The organism is Priestia flexa, assembly GCF_021441905.1.
Classification (GTDB): Bacteria; Bacillota; Bacilli; order Bacillales; family Bacillaceae_H; genus Priestia; species Priestia flexa.
In genome coordinates, this window is sequence record NZ_CP090431.1 from 108,781 (window position 1) to 125,697 (window position 16,917).

General features: G+C 40.1%; 19 protein-coding genes. 14 read left to right on the forward strand and 5 right to left on the reverse strand.

Going from position 1 to position 16,917, the window contains the following annotated elements; genetic code table 11:
* Positions 1 to 166: 166 nt before the first annotated feature.
* Both LZP85_RS00505 and LZP85_RS00510 read left to right on the forward strand, forming a co-directional pair.
* A complete protein-coding gene (locus LZP85_RS00505; protein ID WP_078990400.1) occupies positions 167 to 544 on the forward strand; it encodes a hypothetical protein in 378 nt (125 codons plus the stop codon).
* Entirely contained in the window at positions 544 to 1,026 is a 483-nt protein-coding gene (locus tag LZP85_RS00510) for a hypothetical protein (protein WP_206782835.1), read from the forward strand. Before LZP85_RS00505 ends, LZP85_RS00510 begins: the two co-directional genes overlap by 1 nt.
* Before the next feature lie 93 nt (positions 1,027 to 1,119).
* On the opposite strand, the gene LZP85_RS00515 is transcribed toward LZP85_RS00510, so the two are convergent.
* Positions 1,120 to 1,758, reverse strand: a complete 639-nt coding sequence (locus tag LZP85_RS00515) for a hypothetical protein (protein ID WP_078990398.1) — start codon at positions 1,756 to 1,758, stop codon at positions 1,120 to 1,122.
* An 88-nt stretch (positions 1,759 to 1,846) separates the two neighbouring features.
* On the opposite strand from LZP85_RS00515, the gene LZP85_RS00520 reads away from it, so the two are divergent.
* Complete coding sequence (locus LZP85_RS00520; protein WP_025907495.1) at positions 1,847 to 2,164, forward strand: hypothetical protein; 318 nt, start codon at positions 1,847 to 1,849, stop codon at positions 2,162 to 2,164.
* Positions 2,165 to 2,355: 191 nt separating this feature from the next.
* Positions 2,356 to 3,408: an aldose epimerase family protein gene (locus tag LZP85_RS00525; RefSeq protein WP_206782836.1), complete on the forward strand. Its 1,053-nt coding sequence runs from the start codon at positions 2,356 to 2,358 to the stop codon at positions 3,406 to 3,408.
* A 55-nt stretch (positions 3,409 to 3,463) separates the two neighbouring features.
* Here LZP85_RS00525 and amyS read toward each other — a convergent pair whose 3' ends face one another.
* Entirely contained in the window at positions 3,464 to 5,032 is a 1,569-nt protein-coding gene (amyS, locus tag LZP85_RS00530) for an alpha-amylase (RefSeq protein WP_404826310.1), read from the reverse strand.
* Between the two features lie 188 nt (positions 5,033 to 5,220).
* Positions 5,221 to 5,631: a pyridoxamine 5'-phosphate oxidase family protein gene (locus LZP85_RS00535; protein WP_078990576.1), complete on the reverse strand. Its 411-nt coding sequence runs from the start codon at positions 5,629 to 5,631 to the stop codon at positions 5,221 to 5,223.
* A gap of 203 nt (positions 5,632 to 5,834) precedes the next feature.
* Between LZP85_RS00535 and cax the strand changes: the two genes are divergently transcribed.
* Positions 5,835 to 6,887 (forward strand): calcium/proton exchanger, encoded by a 1,053-nt coding sequence (cax, locus tag LZP85_RS00540; RefSeq protein ID WP_025908666.1) that lies wholly within the window; start codon positions 5,835 to 5,837, stop codon positions 6,885 to 6,887.
* A 130-nt stretch (positions 6,888 to 7,017) separates the two neighbouring features.
* Entirely contained in the window at positions 7,018 to 7,830 is an 813-nt protein-coding gene (locus LZP85_RS00545) for a YfkD famly protein (RefSeq protein ID WP_119543655.1), read from the forward strand.
* A gap of 39 nt (positions 7,831 to 7,869) precedes the next feature.
* Here LZP85_RS00545 and yfkAB read toward each other — a convergent pair whose 3' ends face one another.
* Positions 7,870 to 8,988, reverse strand: a complete 1,119-nt coding sequence (yfkAB, locus tag LZP85_RS00550; RefSeq protein WP_025908668.1) for a radical SAM/CxCxxxxC motif protein YfkAB — start codon at positions 8,986 to 8,988, stop codon at positions 7,870 to 7,872.
* Positions 8,989 to 9,170: 182 nt separating this feature from the next.
* On the opposite strand from yfkAB, the gene LZP85_RS00555 reads away from it, so the two are divergent.
* The 6 genes from LZP85_RS00555 to rlmD all read left to right on the forward strand — a co-directional run bounded on the left by LZP85_RS00555 (position 9,171) and on the right by rlmD (position 14,377).
* The gene (locus LZP85_RS00555; protein ID WP_025908669.1) at positions 9,171 to 9,362 is read left to right on the forward strand and encodes an SE1561 family protein; all 192 of its coding nucleotides are present in this window, start codon (positions 9,171 to 9,173) and stop codon (positions 9,360 to 9,362) included.
* 101 nt (positions 9,363 to 9,463) lie between these two features.
* A complete protein-coding gene (locus LZP85_RS00560) occupies positions 9,464 to 10,081 on the forward strand; it encodes an NUDIX hydrolase (protein WP_226639406.1) in 618 nt (205 codons plus the stop codon).
* A 21-nt stretch (positions 10,082 to 10,102) separates the two neighbouring features.
* Positions 10,103 to 10,252: a DinB family protein gene (locus LZP85_RS00565; RefSeq protein WP_174521186.1), complete on the forward strand. Its 150-nt coding sequence runs from the start codon at positions 10,103 to 10,105 to the stop codon at positions 10,250 to 10,252.
* A gap of 162 nt (positions 10,253 to 10,414) precedes the next feature.
* Complete coding sequence (locus LZP85_RS00570; protein ID WP_234561916.1) at positions 10,415 to 11,932, forward strand: fumarate hydratase; 1,518 nt, start codon at positions 10,415 to 10,417, stop codon at positions 11,930 to 11,932.
* 78 nt (positions 11,933 to 12,010) lie between these two features.
* A complete protein-coding gene (gene pdaA, locus LZP85_RS00575; RefSeq protein WP_119543658.1) occupies positions 12,011 to 12,838 on the forward strand; it encodes a delta-lactam-biosynthetic de-N-acetylase in 828 nt (275 codons plus the stop codon).
* 144 nt (positions 12,839 to 12,982) lie between these two features.
* Positions 12,983 to 14,377, forward strand: coding sequence for a 23S rRNA (uracil(1939)-C(5))-methyltransferase RlmD (gene rlmD / locus LZP85_RS00580; RefSeq protein ID WP_076512869.1), 1,395 nt, complete (start codon positions 12,983 to 12,985; stop codon positions 14,375 to 14,377).
* 61 nt (positions 14,378 to 14,438) lie between these two features.
* Here the strand turns inward: rlmD and LZP85_RS00585 are convergent, their stop codons facing one another.
* Entirely contained in the window at positions 14,439 to 14,651 is a 213-nt protein-coding gene (locus tag LZP85_RS00585) for a hypothetical protein (protein ID WP_061785529.1), read from the reverse strand.
* Positions 14,652 to 14,787: 136 nt separating this feature from the next.
* Between LZP85_RS00585 and LZP85_RS00590 the strand changes: the two genes are divergently transcribed.
* Complete coding sequence (locus tag LZP85_RS00590) at positions 14,788 to 16,059, forward strand: MFS transporter (protein ID WP_234561918.1); 1,272 nt, start codon at positions 14,788 to 14,790, stop codon at positions 16,057 to 16,059.
* A 137-nt stretch (positions 16,060 to 16,196) separates the two neighbouring features.
* Entirely contained in the window at positions 16,197 to 16,763 is a 567-nt protein-coding gene (locus LZP85_RS00595; protein WP_119542730.1) for a DUF4256 domain-containing protein, read from the forward strand.
* Positions 16,764 to 16,917 lie beyond the last annotated feature (154 nt).

A 16,917-nucleotide genomic window follows, 5' to 3' on the forward strand; every position in this document is an offset into this window, starting at 1 on the left:
AAAGAAAAGGAAAAGACAAGTAAGATAGATTTGATTGCTAAAGGTTTCTTGAGATACTGATAGGACTATCGGTTGGTTTTAGGGCTTTGATTCGAAATACCAACTTTATCAATGTATAATTCAGTATGAATGAGATAATCGATGTATAGATAAGGGAGGATTTACCATGGGATTACTTATAGTTATTTTATTAGGCATAGCTATTTTATTGCTTATTTTATCTTTCAGAAAGACAAAACAATCACAAACTCATACAGACCAGCAGTTAGAACAGCTGACGTTAACAATTGGACAAGAAATGAATGAATTGAATGATCGCATCCGCACTCTTGAAATCGATGCAGCCATTACAGCAGAAAAATCAGGCGTATTAGGGCTAGATTCACCTGAACGCAAAGACCTTCGCAACATGATTGATATGCATAAGCGCGGCTATTCATTTGAAAGCATTGCAGGACGAATGAAAGGCTATACGCAACAAGAAGTGGAACAAATGCTGGCTCCTTACACGAAGAAGAAAGATGAAGGGAGCATGATGGCATAATGACACCGAATACGCTACGCAGCTTTGCTATGGGTTTACTCGTTGCAGCAACCGCAACGGGCATTGTGTACTTGCTTGAGCCATCTTCAACCTCAACTTCTAAAGAGTTATCAGAAGAAGAGATGCAAACCCAGTTAGAAGACAAAGGTTTTATAGTTCAAACCCAAGACGAACTGGACAAGCAGTTAGCTGATGCGAAAGCAGAAGCAGTGCAAGCAGTTGGAAAAGAACCGAAAGAAGAAAAAGAAGAGCAACCAAAAGAAGAAGAGGCGGTTTATCGTACGGTCATCAACGTGTCATCTGGTATGACGGCAGTTGATGTTGGTGAGATTCTTGAAAAAGCTAAAATCGTAAAAAGCGGCTTTGAGTTCTACAAAAAGGTAGAAGGTCAAGGCGTTGAAAATAACCTCCGTCCAGGAACGTTTGAAGTTGATAGCGGCATGACGGAAGATGAAATGATTGCCGTGATTTTTAAAGGGTGAAAATTATAATAGATACGAGAAAAGGTGATTACCAATTGGTAAATCACCTTTTCTCGTATCTGAAATAATAATACATAACTAACTCTACTATACTTACTTTAATAACACCCCACAAGCTGTTATAGCGCCGCCTATCCCCAGTACTTCTAACAAAGCATCTTTTAAATCTTTTGGAAAGTTATTTGCTACAATGTTTACAGCTCTTTTCGCAGCATTTGTTTTTGAGTAGCCTAAGTTGCGCTGATGTTTGTAAGAATTAATAAGTTTCGTAAAAAGCTTTTCTAAGCCCCCAGCCACTTTTGCAGCTTTTTTTAACTTTAAAAGTTTAGCCCAAGGTAAAGCTTGAACAGCAGCTGTACCTAAAGCAACAGCACATGCCCCTGCTTCAGCCCACCCCGCAGCTTTAACTACATTATTAGAGGTGTTATCTTGTGGACTGTCGGTTTGTGTTATATACATATTTTCTGAATCAGAAGAAAATTTGATATTGGATAGTTCCTTACCTTTATTTTTATTTAACCAGTTAGCTGAAGCTTCAATACCCCGATCTGATACTGATTCAGGTAATCTATCAATCAAGTCTAGTATAGTTCCATCTATAGATGTGAGGCTCTCTAACTGTTCTGGACTAATCTCTTCCTGATTTTCTGCATAGGAAAACGAAGGTCCTAAAAAAGAAAATAGGAAAACTAGTGAAATAGTAATTAAAAATAGTTTTTTAGACTTTTCCATTTTACTTCCTCCTATTTTATGAGAATATAATGTTGTAGATAATAACCTAAAATATACCTTAACATAAATTAGGAGGTTTTTGGTAGAAATGAACATATTTTATAAGATTTTTTATTTAATTCCCCCTTTAGTAATATTATGGATTAATAATTTTTATGAGAGAATCAGCTTAGCACAACTTGTTATTTTGTTTTTTATTATTCTTTTACAGTTAGTTATACATTTAAAATTAGCAGTCAGTAGTAAAAAAAATCATTATATCAATACCACAAGAGCAATGGTAACTATATCAATTGTAGCTTTAATTATTCGCGATGAGTATCTGTCTGTTCTTGTTCTCAATCTAATCATTATTACTACAATTCTTTTAGCTCTTTTAACAATTTTCACGCTAAAAGAGGAGTAGATTGATTTACGTATTTAGTTAATTAATCCATTAACTACTATTAGCAATAGAGAAAAGAGTGGAAGAATACATGTTTTTCTGCTCTTTTTTATGTTTGCTAAAGACTACTTTTAGCAATAAATTATCTAGTAATGATATACTTTCAATTATACTTACGCATTACATATACTAATGAAACAGAGGGGAAACAGATGAACATTACACAATGCTTGTTTGGAGAACTACACGGTCAAGAAGTGATGGCATACACGATGACTAACGATAACAATATGTCCGTAACGTGTATTAGCCTAGGAGGCATCATTACTAAAATTCAGGTGCAAGATCAAGCTGGAAAGGTTGAAAACGTGGTACTAGGCTATGATTCAGTAGAAGGCTACCTTCATAACACGGCTTACTTTGGGGCAGTTGTCGGACGGGTAGCAGGAAGAATCCATCCAGCTAAAGTGGAAATTGCCAATAAGACGTATGAGCTTTCAAAAAATGAAGGGGAGAAGCATCTTCATGGTGGAGACAAAGCGTTTAGCCACGTCATTTGGAATGCTGAAGTGAAAGAAAATCAGGATGAGGTAAGCGTTACGTTTACATATGATAGCCCAGACGGTGAAAATGGGTATCCAGGTAATTTAAAAGTCAGCGTAATGTATACGCTTACGAACGAGAATGAGCTCAAATTATCATATCAGGGGATTTCAGATCAAGATACGCTGCTGAATATGACGAACCATACGTACTTTAACTTAAGTGGAAACGTCAAAAGAGACGTTTTAGAGCATGAATTAACAATGAAGAGTGATGCTTTTTTAGAGCTTAACGATATCATGCTTCCTACGGGTGAAAAAGTAAACGTAACGGATACTGCGTTTGATCTTAGAGAAGGTAAGAAGGTTCGAGCGGGTGTAGAATCTCAGCATCCTCAAAATGTGAAGGTTGGCAATGGCTACGATCATCCGTTTTTACTGAGCGAGAATCAAAACGAAGAAATAACGGTGGTTGATTATGATAGCGGGCGCAAGCTTATCGTAGAAACAGACCAGCCGTGCGTCGTGTTATATACGGCGAATATGCTTGAAAATACAGGCATGATTCGCGATGTGAAAAGTCGTGAATACCTCGGTTTATGCTTAGAGACGCAGAATTTACCAAACGCTATTCATCATGCAGAATTTCCGTCCATTGTATTAGAAAAAAACAAAGTTTACTCTGCAAATACGATGTATCGATTTGCGACGGTTGAGAGTTAACTATTAAAAAGCTCTGCGGGATAATGCTTCACCGCAGAGCTTATTTTTGTTGTTTTTATTGCTGAACGTAAACAGATACGGATCCACCGTTTACTTGGAAATTCCCCCATCCATCTGTATTAATCGTAATCTTATCTGTTCGATTACCTGTAATGTCGTACCAAACCTCACCAGCGTTTTGTTTTCCAACATACATCCATTTTGATCCGCCAGGTCCATCTGTAACAAGCGTTGCGAGACCAGATTTTTCTTTTGTGCTGTCTCCTTCTCGCGTCCAGCCAATTACGTCCCAGTGGTCCATATAATTGTGCTGCGTACCGTATGCGTAATCTTTACGAGCTTTTAATAGAGGCTCTATCTTTGTTTTTAAAGCTGGGATCTCATATGAACTGTTTCCTTTTGTACCGTACATGTCACCGTAAAATATGCTTGGGTAACCTTCTGCTCTTGTTAGGATAAACGCATAGGCTAGCGGTTTAAACCAAGGCTGTACAACGGATTCTAGGGACTGACCTGGCTGTGAATCGTGATTTTCAACTAACGTTACGGCCTTTGTTGGGTGTGCAGCAACAACCGTTCCGTTTAATAAATTTCTCATATCGTAATTTCCACCAGACTGAGAAGCATAATGGAAATTGTAGTGAAGAGGTGCATCAAAGACAGAATGGTTATAGTTTACCTTTGCTAGGTAGTTATTAATGGCATTCACATCGTTTTGCCAGTACTCTGCCACTGTAAACATTTCTTTTCCGGTTTTCGTACGAACATGGTTGACCCAATCCCCTAAGTAGGAATGCTTAATATGTTTCACTGCGTCTAAGCGAAAGCCGTCTAAGCCGACTTCGTTTGCGTACCATACGCCCCAGTTCTTCATTTCGTTCCCAACATCGGGGTGATCAAAATCAAGGTCAGCATACATTAAATAATCATAGTTGCCGTTTTCACTTGATACTTCCCAGTCCCACGCTTTTCCTGTTCCACGGAATTTAAAAATGCGGCTGGCGTTTCGTGATTGATCCCAGTCCGTTCCATCAAAATGATACCACTGCCATTTAAATGGACTGTGCGTAGTCCCGCGACCTGGAAAGTTAAAGCCAGTCCACGCTTGGATGGTATATTCATCTGAAGTTTCTTGATTTCGGTTAGAAGGGTTTACTTCAACTGCTGTTACGTTTTCAGTATAGTCAGCGCCACCTTTATGATTCATAACGACATCTCCATATACTTGAATGCCGTTTGATTTGAGAGTACTAACCGCTGATTTTAATTCTGCTTTTGTTCCGTACTTTGTTCGAATCGTTCCTTTTTGATTGAATTCCCCTAAATCATAGAGATCATAAGCGCCATATCCAACATCATTTTGGCTTGTACCTTTATAAGCAGGAGGTGTCCAAACAGCCGAAACACCTACGCTTTTTAAGTATGCCGCATCATTGCGCAATCGGTTCCAGTGTTGGCCATCATTGGGCACGTACCATTCAAAGTATTGCATCATCGTTCCGTTTTGCGCTGCTGCTTCCGCTTTATGATTCGGTGCAACCGTTGGCACAAAAATCAATAAAGCAAGAAGTAAACTAAACCATGTTCTTGAACTTTTTGTTCTCACATTTCCATCCCCCTTCACTTTTGTGTAAGCGTTACCAAAAGAGGGATTAGAGATGAATAATAGAAAACCCTTCTTTTTTTCAAAAAAATAACGCAAGTTACCTAATTTTTTTGAAAAAGAAAAACTTATCAGCTTTATGAACTATATAAAGCTAAAAGCATAAAAAACTCAAACAAGAAAATTTCTTGTTTGAGTTTTTTAAAGGATTATAACTCTTCAGGTTCGCTACCTGCTTTTTCGAAGTAGCGAATATTTTCAGGTGTTAGCTGAAGGAGCACGTAGTTTGGGTCGTCTGGGCTGTTAATCCATTCTTTTAAATGGTCGTTCCAAAACGTTTCTTTTAGTTCTTTGTTGTCTTCAATTAGAGCTTTTGCTTCGATTTCAACATACGGATCATTCCAGCCTTGGCCGTCATAGCCGAGGAGAATATGAACGTATGGATTAGATTGAATGTCGTCAACCTTGTGCGCGTTTTTGTTTGTTGCTGTGTAAAGTACAAGGTCGTCGTGAGAAAACATCATAAAGCGAGAATAGGGTTTGTTATTTTGGATTGTGGCAAGCGTGCCAACCTTATAGTTATCTAAAATAGATAGTACTTTTTGTTTTACATCTGACATATGCTCAACTCCTTTCTTCATCTTTCTTACTTTTGCTAGTTTGGCCTTTTTTTAAACATTTTCTTAAAGAAGAATTTATTTTGTTCATAAAAAAGTTTAACTTTTAAAAATAAAGGGGTAACAGTGATAATGAATAAACAAGCGTTAGAAAGACGAAGCTTGTAGAGTGAATGGATTTAACTTAGAGAAGTAGGTGCATATGAATGAATCGAGTGTTTTTTATAATGGTGCTCATTGGTGTTCCGCTATCGGTGATTGGTAATCTTCTGCACTGGTCGCAGGTTCTCATGTTTGCAGTGTTTTGCTTGACCATTATAGCTTTGGCAGCATATATGGGGCGCGCTACGGAAAGTCTGGCTGTGGTCGCAGGACCGCGAATCGGAGGATTGTTAAACGCAACGTTTGGTAATGCCGTTGAACTTATCATTTCTATTTTCGCATTAAAAGCTGGATTGATCGGCGTTGTATTAGCTTCATTAACGGGTTCTGTTTTGGGAAATCTGCTTCTTGTTGGGGGCTTATCTTTCTTTATTGGAGGATTAAAGTTTAAGCGTCAGGAATTTAACGTATACGATGCGCGTCATAACTCTGGATTGTTAATTTTTGCAGTGATTGTAGCTTTTGTTATTCCAGAAGTATTCTCTCAAGGAATGAATAATCAAAAGACGATGGTACTAAGCGTTGGCGTATCAATCACGTTAATTCTTCTTTACTTAGCCGCACTATTATTTAAACTAGTAACGCACCGCGGTGTATATCAGCATAAAAGCGAGCAAACGGAAGAACACGAAGAGCCAGAATGGTCAAAAGGTAGAGCAATCCTTGTCCTGCTGCTTGCGACCGTCGCCGTTGCTTACGTGGCAGAGAGCTTAGTACATACAATTGAAACCGTTGCGCTTCGCTTCGGCTGGAGTGAGCTGTTTATCGGGGTTATTATCGTGGCCATCGTTGGAAACGCAGCCGAGCACGCATCTGCAATTATTATGGCTGTGAAAAATAAGATGGGTGTGGCCGTTGAGATTGCGATTGGCTCTACGCTTCAGGTAGCTATGTTTGTAGCCCCTGTATTGGTGTTAATCTCTTTGCTTTTTGAGGAGCAAATGCCACTTGTCTTTACGTGGCCAGAGCTTATTGCTATGGTAACAGCAGTCTTTGTCACTGTGGCCATCTCAAATGACGGAGATACAAACTGGTTTGAAGGTGCCGTTTTATTAGGTGCATACATCATTATGGGAATTGGGTTTTATTTAATCTAAGAAAAAGTCGAGCTGGAGGAGTGCTCGGCTTTTTTTGGTTATAATTCCCTTTGGCTAAAACAGGATAAAGAGCTATTCCTTTGAAAAAACTATGCATACATCTATTTATGAGGTTGAAAGGAGCTCTTATATGCTACGTCAATTAACTATCGTAACGTTCGCTATTTTCTTGTCATTTTCAGGTTTGCATACAATAGAAGCGAAAAACAAGGAGACGAAAACGCCAAGCACAACTGTGCAAATTCCTAGTTCTACGCTTCATATTGCAAAGGAGAATACAAATCCAAATACGAGTCAAGATACGCCTTATTTACAGCCAAGTGAACTGTCTCAAGAATTGCTTGAAACGTCCAATGTGCCAATTCAAAATCCGGACTTAATTCGTATTTTAAATGAAACATCCATTTCAAAGACACCGTGGGCAATTGGTTTTCGAGCAACGATTTATCTCGGTCAATGGCCGCTTAACTATGAATCCGAAGCAACAAGCGTGAACTGGCAGTATCAAAAGGTAAACACAAATCATTATGATAATCGTTCAGGGAAGTCCCAGCAGCAAATGCACTATAACCAAGAATCCCAAAGCATTGTAAAAGGTGGCTTAACGTCTCGTATTAACGAAGCGGACCACGTAAAGCAAATGATGCTTTTAACAGCTTCAAAGAAAACAAATCTAACGTTATCATTCCAAACGATTATCGGTGCAGGTACGAAAAAAGATCAGGTATATAATATCGCACCCAAAAAGGTTGGATACCTCTACGCATATACACCAGCCGTTCATGAAAAAGGAAAAGTAACGTATGGTGAAGTCTATTTGACCATGAAAGGCAGCAAGCGCATGATTGTTGTAAAAAACGTAACGTCACAAGGTATTGGTGCGTGGATTCCAGTCCAAGATTACGTATCCTTAAGCTTTGGTTCATACGACCAGCCACGTTAATCAAAAGAAAACCTCTCCAGCTTATTGGAGAGGTTTTTCTTACTTCATAATCAACGCTTTGCGTGTTGAAAAGTCCGTGTCTTTATAGTAGCTGTTTTTCACCAGAATATTTGGTCCAAGACAGGAAACAGCTGAGCAGTGACAGCTAAGTTCTTTTGAAATCGATGACTGCTGCCATGTGTCAAACGCATCCTGCAGCTTTGTATCTTGAATGTTGCCAAGCGGAGGCGTATCGCCAAAGTCCGTAACGATAATATCGCCATCAAAAATGTTTACGTTTAAGCGAGAACGGCCGTCTGGATCGTTGCGAACCGTTACGTTTTTGCTGCTGTATAAACGCTTTAACAACGCTTGATCTTCTTCGTTATCGTTACACGCATAGAACGGCAGCGTACCAAAAAGCATCCAAACGTTTTCATCACGGATATCAAGCAGGTGATGAATGGCGTTGCGCATGTCTTGTAATGACAGTGTTTCAAGCGCGCTTGCGAAGTCGCTTGGGTACATTGGATGCACTTCGTGACGCTGACAAAGCATTTCATCAACGATTTGACGATGGATCTTTTCCATATGAGGAAGCGTACGTTTGTTGAGCATTGTTTCAGCTGATACCGTTACGCCAGCCTTTACCAGCGCACGACTATTTTCAATCATGCGATCAAAATATTTAGCACGCTGCTCGTATGTTGGTTTTCGGTCCATCATAGCAAACCCTGCTTCAACAAAGTCATCCATTGTTCCCCAGTTGTGTGAGATATGTAAAACATCAAGGTATGGAATAATAAGCTCATAGCGCGCTAAATCAAGCGTTAAATTTGAATTAATCTGTGTACGAATGCCGCGTTCATGCGCATACTTTAAAAGAGGCACTACGTAGTTTTTGACAGATTTCAAAGACATCATCGGTTCGCCGCCTGTAATACTTAGAGCGCGAAGAGTTGGTACTTCATCCAAGCGTTTTAAAATCAAATCAAGAGGTAAAGCATTCGGGTCTTTTGGCTGAAGCGTGTAGCCAACCGCACAGTGCTCACAGCGCATGTTACACAGCGTTGTTGTTGTGAACTCAACGTTTGTTAAGGTTGGTTTGCCGTAATCTTTTATATCTAAATAAGCTTCCCACGGGTCATAAGACGGCGTGATCTTTTGTAAAGTGGTCATCACAAAAACTCCTTTTTTTCATTCAACGTGTTACCTAGCTTAAAAAGGACACTAGTGACTATTATGAAATCCAATGCTTTTAGTTGTCAAATGCAAAAGCATTCGTTACGATAAAAGAAATTATTTCTTTTATTAAAGTAGAAAAGCGCATTTAAATTTATCATGAGAAGGTGTAGACAAGGATGGGAAATGCAGTACATGATTCAGAATCACAAGTTCGCTATCTAAAAGAACGTTTAAATATGTTTATGCAGGTGCTTGACTCAATTGAACCTGAAACAACGGAGCTTGAAGATATCGATCGGTTAATCACAATGATTGATGACCTTGAATTAAAGTGTGAGCAGTTTAAAAAGAGCGACGATAATAAATAAGATAAGCGAAAGGGCTAAAGAGTCCTTTCGTTTTTTTATGGATTGAAAATCTTTATGTTTCGTTATCAATTCGATATGCTAAAAAGTGGGAGGGATGAATCATGGAAATAAAGTGGTTAGACTGGGCAAAAGAGCTTCAAGCGATTGCACAGGCAGGATTAACTTATTCAAAAGACATGTACGATATTGAGCGTTTTGAAATGATTCGAGATCTCAGTATAGAAATGATGGCTAAACAAACGGGGACACCTCAGAAAGTAGTAAAAGAATTATTTGCGAATGAAACGGGGTACGCCACGCCCAAAGTGGATGTACGAGCGGTCATTTTTAAAGGCAATAAGATTCTTATGGTAAAAGAGAAGCTAGATGGCCACTGGGCACTTCCTGGCGGCTGGGCTGATATTGGTCTAACGGCTAAAGAAGTGGCTGTAAAAGAAGTGAGAGAAGAAGCAGGATATAACGTTCAGCCCATCAAGTTACTTGCTGTTTTAGATAAAAAATGTCATCCTCATCCACCGTCATCTTATCACGTTTATAAGCTATTTATTCAATGTGAAATTACTGGGGGAAGTGGTGAGTCAGGAATGGAAACGAGTGATGTTGGCTTTTTTGCTGAGGATGAGCTGCCCCCATTATCCGTAGAACGTAATACAGAAAGCCAAATTAAGCAGATGTTTGACTGTGTTAAAGAACCGAATGTACCTACATATTTTGATTAATGGTCAGGGGGGGAGAAACGTATGTTTAACCAATATCCAATTGGAGTATTAACGATTCAACATCCTGATAACGGTACAATGACCATTGCAGAAGTAATTAGAACCTATGCATGGCATGGAAAACATCATATTGCACACATTACAACGCTAAGAAAACAGAAGAACTGGTAGCCAGCTAATTCCAAGGAAAACCTTTCAGATTATAAGACAAGAGAGTATAATAAAAGTGAAATGAAGAACGGAAACGGCCGGCTCTTCTGAAAATAAAAAACGCTTACATTTATTTAGGGGACACGGGAGGAGATCTACAATGATTGAAGCTTTAAAAAGAGTATGTACGATCTAATTGTTGAAACATCCACGAAACTACCGAAGGATGTGCGACGTGCTATTGCAGCGGCAAAAGCAAAAGAAAATGCGGGCACGCGTGCAGCGATGTCACTTGCAACAATCACAAACAACATTAAAATGGCGGATGAAAACATCTCACCAATCTGTCAGGATACGGGGATGCCGACATTTAAAATTAAAACTCCAGTTGGCGTGAACCAAATTGAAATCAAAAAAGCGATTTATTGGGCAATTGAAGAAGCAACAAAAGATGGAAAGCTTCGTCCAAACTCCGTTGACTCGTTAACAGGAGCGAACAGCGGTGATAACCTAGGTGCAGGAACGCCGGTTATTAAGTTTGAACAGTGGGAAAATGATTATATTGACGCGCGTCTCATTTTAAAAGGCGGCGGCTGTGAGAACAAAAACATTCAGTACAGTTTACCATGTGAGCTTGAAGGACTGGGCCGTGCGGGTCGTGATTTAGACGGCATTCGTAAATGCGTGATGCATTCTGTGTATCAGGCGCAAGGCCAAGGCTGTAGCGCCGGCGTCATCGGAGTGGGAATCGGTGGCGACCGTACAACAGGCTATGAGCTAGCAAAAGAGCAGCTTTTCAGAAGCTTAGACGATGAAAACTCAAACGAGCAGCTAAAAGAGCTTGAGGAGTATGTGATGGAAAATGCCAATAAGCTTGGCATTGGTACAATGGGATTTGGCGGTGAAACAACGCTTCTTGGCTGTAAAGTTGGCGTTATTAACCGTATCCCAGCAAGCTTCTTCGTATCGGTTGCGTACAACTGTTGGGCATACCGTCGTCTTGGCATTAAGATTAATGCAGCGACAGGTGACGTAACAGAATGGCTATACCAAGAAGGTGAAGAAATTGACTTCTCTGAACAAGCGGAGCAAGCAGAAGATAAAGTAGCGAATAAAACGCGCGAAGTTGTTCTGCAAGCACCAATTACAGAAGAGCAAATTCGTGAGTTAAAAGTAGGTGATGTGGTAACGATTAACGGCATGATGTATACGGGCCGTGACGCAATCCACAAACACTTAACAACGAACGATGCGCCAGTTGACTTAGACGGCCAAATCATTTACCACTGTGGTCCAGTTATGTTAAAAGACGATGCGGGCAACTGGAAGGTAGCAGCGGCAGGTCCAACCACAAGTATTCGTGAAGAGCCTTACCAAGGTGATATTATGAAGAAATTTGGTATTCGTGCTGTCATCGGTAAAGGTGGAATGGGACCAAAAACCCTAGCGGCTCTACAAGAGCACGGAGGCGTATATTTAAACGCAATCGGCGGCGCAGCGCAGTACTACGCAGATTGCATTAAGAGCGTTGAAGGCGTGGATTTAATGCAGTTTGGTATTCCAGAAGCAATGTGGCATTTAAAAGTTGAAGGATTCACAGCAGTTGTAACGATGGATTCTCACGGCAATAGCTTACATGCCGATGTTGATAAATCATCGCTTGAAAAACTTGAGCAATTTAAAGAGCCTGTTTTTAAATAACTGGTAAAAAGTAGCGAGCATACGTAAACGAAAAGGATGGATACTAAGCATAAACTGACCTTTGGAAAGGAGCACGTTATGCGTAGATTCATCCTTTTCCTCGTTGTTTTAGTAGGCGTAACGATCCCAGTCTCAGCACAAACCTATTCAAATAAACCGATTAGCTGGGGATTTCAAAAAAGTAAAAACCACAAGCCGGCTGATGCAGGAGCTTCCCATGAAAAGCTTTTAAAGAAATATGAAGCTTTTTACCTTGGCGATACGAAGAAAAAAGAAATTTATCTTACGTTTGACAATGGCTATGAAAATGGCTACACGGCAGACGTTCTTGACGTGTTGAAAAAGCGTAAAGTACCGGCAACGTTCTTTGTGACAGGGCATTATCTAAAAGACCAACCAAAGCTGATTAAACGAATGGTACGAGAAGGCCATATTGTTGGAAATCACTCTTGGCACCACCCGGACTTAACTCAAGTAAACGATAAGCGTTTTAAAGAAGAGTTACAAAAAGTAGAAGATAAATACAAAGATATTACCGGACGAGATGATATGCAATACATTCGCTCACCCCGCGGCGTCTTTAGTGAACGAACGCTGGCTTTATCAAAAGAGGAAGGCTATATTAACGTTTTTTGGTCACTGGCATTTGTGGATTGGATGACGGATGCACAAAAAGGCTGGCGTTATTCCTATGACAACATTATGGCTCAAATCCACCCCGGTGCGATTTTACTTCTTCATACTGTTTCAAAAGATAACGCCGAAGCGCTTGATAAAGCAATTCGTGATCTTCAAAAAGAAGGATATACGTTCAAAAGCATTGATGACCTCGTATTTGAGCGTGAAAAAGTAGCCCCAATTGAGAAAAAAGAGCCTACCGATATGACAGAGCAACGAACTCCTTAAAACCGACAAGAATCCTTGTCGGTTTTTTTGTCGTGAAAGTGTTATAATATGCCTTGGTTCTTTTTTAAGAAAAACATCATCGGTTTTATGAAAAGGTAAAACCGTGCATAAATAGAAACAGAAACTATAATCGGAGTTGTTAGAATGAATAAACCTAAACAAGAAATGAAGGTTCAAAAAGGACAAACCTTTCCGCTTACTATTAAGCGTCTTGGTATTAACGGTGAAGGAGTAGGGTACTTCAAACGCCAAGTTGTCTTTGTTCCTGGTGCGTTGCCAGATGAAGAAGTAGTTGTTGAAGCAACGAACGTACAGCGTAACTTTGCGGAAGGTCGTATTAAGCGTATTCGTAAAAAATCACCACAGCGCGTTAACCCGCCCTGTCCCATCTATGAGCAGTGTGGAGGCTGCCAGCTTCAGCACTTGTCGTATGAAGGCCAGCTTGATTCAAAGCGTGACATTGTCTCACAAGCCTTTGAACGTCATAGCTCATTGAAAAACGTTGAGTCAAAAATCAAATCAACAATTGGTATGGAAGATCCGTGGCGTTACCGAAACAAGTCACAGTTTCAGGTTGGAATGGACAAGCAAAAAGTCATTGCCGGCCTATATGGAATCAATTCACACCGCTTAATTGACATTGAAAACTGTCCGATTCAACATCGCGCGACAAATCACGTGACAAAAGAAATGAAGCGTATTTTACAAGATTTAAAAATTCCTGTGTACGACGAGAAAAAGCGCGGTGGGGTTGTTCGTACAATTGTGACGCGCGTTGGATTTGAAACAGGTGAAGTGCAGCTTGTTTTAATTACGGCACAAAAAGATATTCCGCGTAAAGACTTACTACTAGAGGAAATCAAACGTTGTCTACCGGAAGTGAAATCTGTTGTTCAAAACGTAAACGGTCAAAAAACATCGCTAATCTTTGGTGATGAAACGTTTACGCTAGCAGGCAAGCCAGTCATTCAAGAAACGCTAGGAGATATCTCATTTGAACTATCAGCTCGCGCTTTCTTCCAATTAAATCCTCAGCAAACCGTTAAGCTTTATGACGAAGTGAAAAAAGCAGCGGCGCTAACAGGAGAAGAAAAAATCGTTGATGCTTACTGTGGTGTTGGAACGATTGGTTTATGGCTAGCGGATGACGCCAAAGAAATCCGCGGAATGGATACCATTGAAGAATCAATTGTGGATGCGCGTAAAAATGCGAAAGATCACGGCTTTGAAAATGCAACATATGTAACAGGGCCAGCTGAACAATGGTTACCAAAATGGGTAAGTGAAGGCTGGAAGCCGGATGTTATTGTTGTGGATCCACCGCGTACGGGCTGTGACGAAAAGCTTTTAAAAGCAATTTTACAAGTGAAGCCGAAGAAAGTTGTGTACGTATCTTGTAACCCATCGACTCTTGCAAAAGACGTCCAAATTCTTTCAAAGTACTACAAAGTAAAAAACGTACAGCCAGTCGATATGTTCCCTCATACGGCTCACGTTGAGTCTGTGACGACATTGAAGTTGAAAAGTATGCATAAATAAGAATGTACTAAAGACCCAAACCTCGCGTGGTTATGTGCGATTTTTGGGTTTTTTTGTCTCTTTAACTTTCCTCATCAAGTTCCATTAGTTCTCTTGCAATAAGGAATACAGAAATTTCAAATGCATCTATACGTCGCCTAGCTAAAGTGATTTGCGATTTATATCTGCTGGGAATTTCTTTTGCTTCTAGCGTTTTGACGGTTTCTCTGAGCTTATGTAAAGTTGAATCAATTTGACGTTTTGCTTCAACTAATTCAGATTTTGAGAATTCCACTAAAATACCTCCGTTGATTATTTTTTAGTAGTAAATGAGCTGCTTTTATTTTGTAAAGATATAGTATCATAGAAATAGTAATTATCTGTTTTTTATGTAAGTAATCATATTTTTTGAGGGGTGGTTCAGTTAGTTTATGACAAACATAAGCACTGCAAAAGAGGTACATAGCTACGTGGTCTCACCAGAAAAGCAACAAATGCTCTACAAGCGGATTTTATTCATTGTTAGTATTTCACAAATACTTGGCGGTGCAGGGCTCGCTGCAGGAGTAACGGTTGGTGCACTTATTGCCCAGCAGATGCTAGGAACAGAAGCTTATGCAGGAGTTCCTTCTGCGTTATTAACTTTTGGATCAGCCGGAGCAGCGCTGCTAGTGGGCAGACTTTCACAACGATATGGACGGCGTATTGGTCTATCAACTGGCTTTTTCTTTGGTGGTATCGGTGCAGTTGGGGTCATATTGGCAGCTATTCTAAACAGTATTGTACTGTTATTTGCTTCGTTGCTAATATACGGAGCAGGCACAGCTACAAATCTGCAGGCTCGCTATGCGGGCACAGACTTAGCCAACAGCAAGCAGCGAGCCACAGCGATTAGTACGACAATGGTGTTTACGACATTCGGTGCCGTAGCGGGTCCTAACTTAGTAGGCGTGACGGGAGAATTTGCCCAGTCAATCGGGTTTCCATCTCTTACAGGTCCGTTCATGTTAGGAGCTGCAGCTTATCTTTTAGCTGGAATCTTCCTTTTTATCTTTCTTCGTCCAGAGCCATTAGTCATAGCAAGAGAAATAGAAATGATGAAGCAACATGATAAAAAGGAGGCTACGGTTTCAGCAGAGATTAAAGAAGATAAAAGAGGAATTGTAATTGGTGCCACAATTATGGTCATTACTCAAATCGTGATGGTTGCCATCATGACGATGACACCTGTTCATATGACTCACCACGGCCACGACTTAGGAGCTGTTGGATTAGTAATTGGCTTTCATATTGGTGCTATGTACCTTCCGTCACTGTTTACTGGAATCCTTGTCGATAAGCTTGGACGCGTTCCGATGGCGATTGCTTCTGGAGCTACCTTGCTGTTGGCTGGATTAATCGCAGCACTAGCACCAGGAGAATCCATGGTTCTATTAGTCCTTGCCCTTGTTTTACTTGGATTAGGGTGGAATTTTGGCTTAATAAGCGGTACGGCACTAATTGTGGACTCTACGAGCATCTCTACACGAGCGAAAGTGCAGGGAACGGTTGATGTTTCCATTGCCTTATCAGGAGCTGCAGGTGGAGCTTTATCAGGAGTGATTGTAGCAGGTTCAAGCTTTCCCACGTTATCACTAGTTGGGGGGATGCTTTCGTTGTTATTGATTCCAGTTGTAGTGTGGCAGAGAAGAAGTAAACAGTAAATGCATTTGTGAAAAAATAATATTTGGGAAGGAAACCTTCTTACTGGTTAGAAAAATAAGCTAGTATAATAAATATGTTCGTCTTTACCTTTATTTTTTTATGAAGCTATTTCGAGAGTTGCCAAGGAGGCTTTAATATGACAAATAACGAAAAGCAGTTGTCACCTGAACAGAGTGAAGAAATTATTACAGTATTGAGAGAACGTTTTGAAAAAAATATAAATCGTCATCCAGAGCTTGAATGGAGCGAAGTAGAAGCAAAGCTCAAAACAAATCCTGAAAAGCTCTGGTCCCTTCATGAAATGGAGCGAACTGGCGGCGAGCCAGATGTGATTGATTATGATACAGAAACGGATGTATACACGTTCTATGATTGCGCAGTAGAAAGTCCAAAAGGACGTCGAAGCGTTTGTTACGATCGTGAAGCGCTGGAATCAAGAAAGAAGCACAAGCCTGAAAATACGGCTATTGATATGGCTACGGATATGGGAGTTGACCTTTTAACGGAAGAACAATATCGATATCTACAGGAGTTTGGAAGCTTCGATAATAAAACATCGAGTTGGGTACAAACACCAGACCCTATTAGAAAGCGTGGTGGAGCTATCTTTTGTGATCGTCGCTATGACACAGTCTTTGTCTACCATAACGGAGCGGATTCTTACTATTCTGCCAGGGGCTTTCGAGGTCTATTAAAGGTTTAAACAATATTTATTTAACCCTAAATTCTTTGAGTTAGAGAAAGAATTTAGGGTTTTTTATCATTTGTCTCTTTTATTTTAAAAAACAAGCCAAAAGCAATGTTTCTGTGTCTAATAAGTATAGGGAGAAAGGAAAGGGTAAGTCTAGGAGTATAAA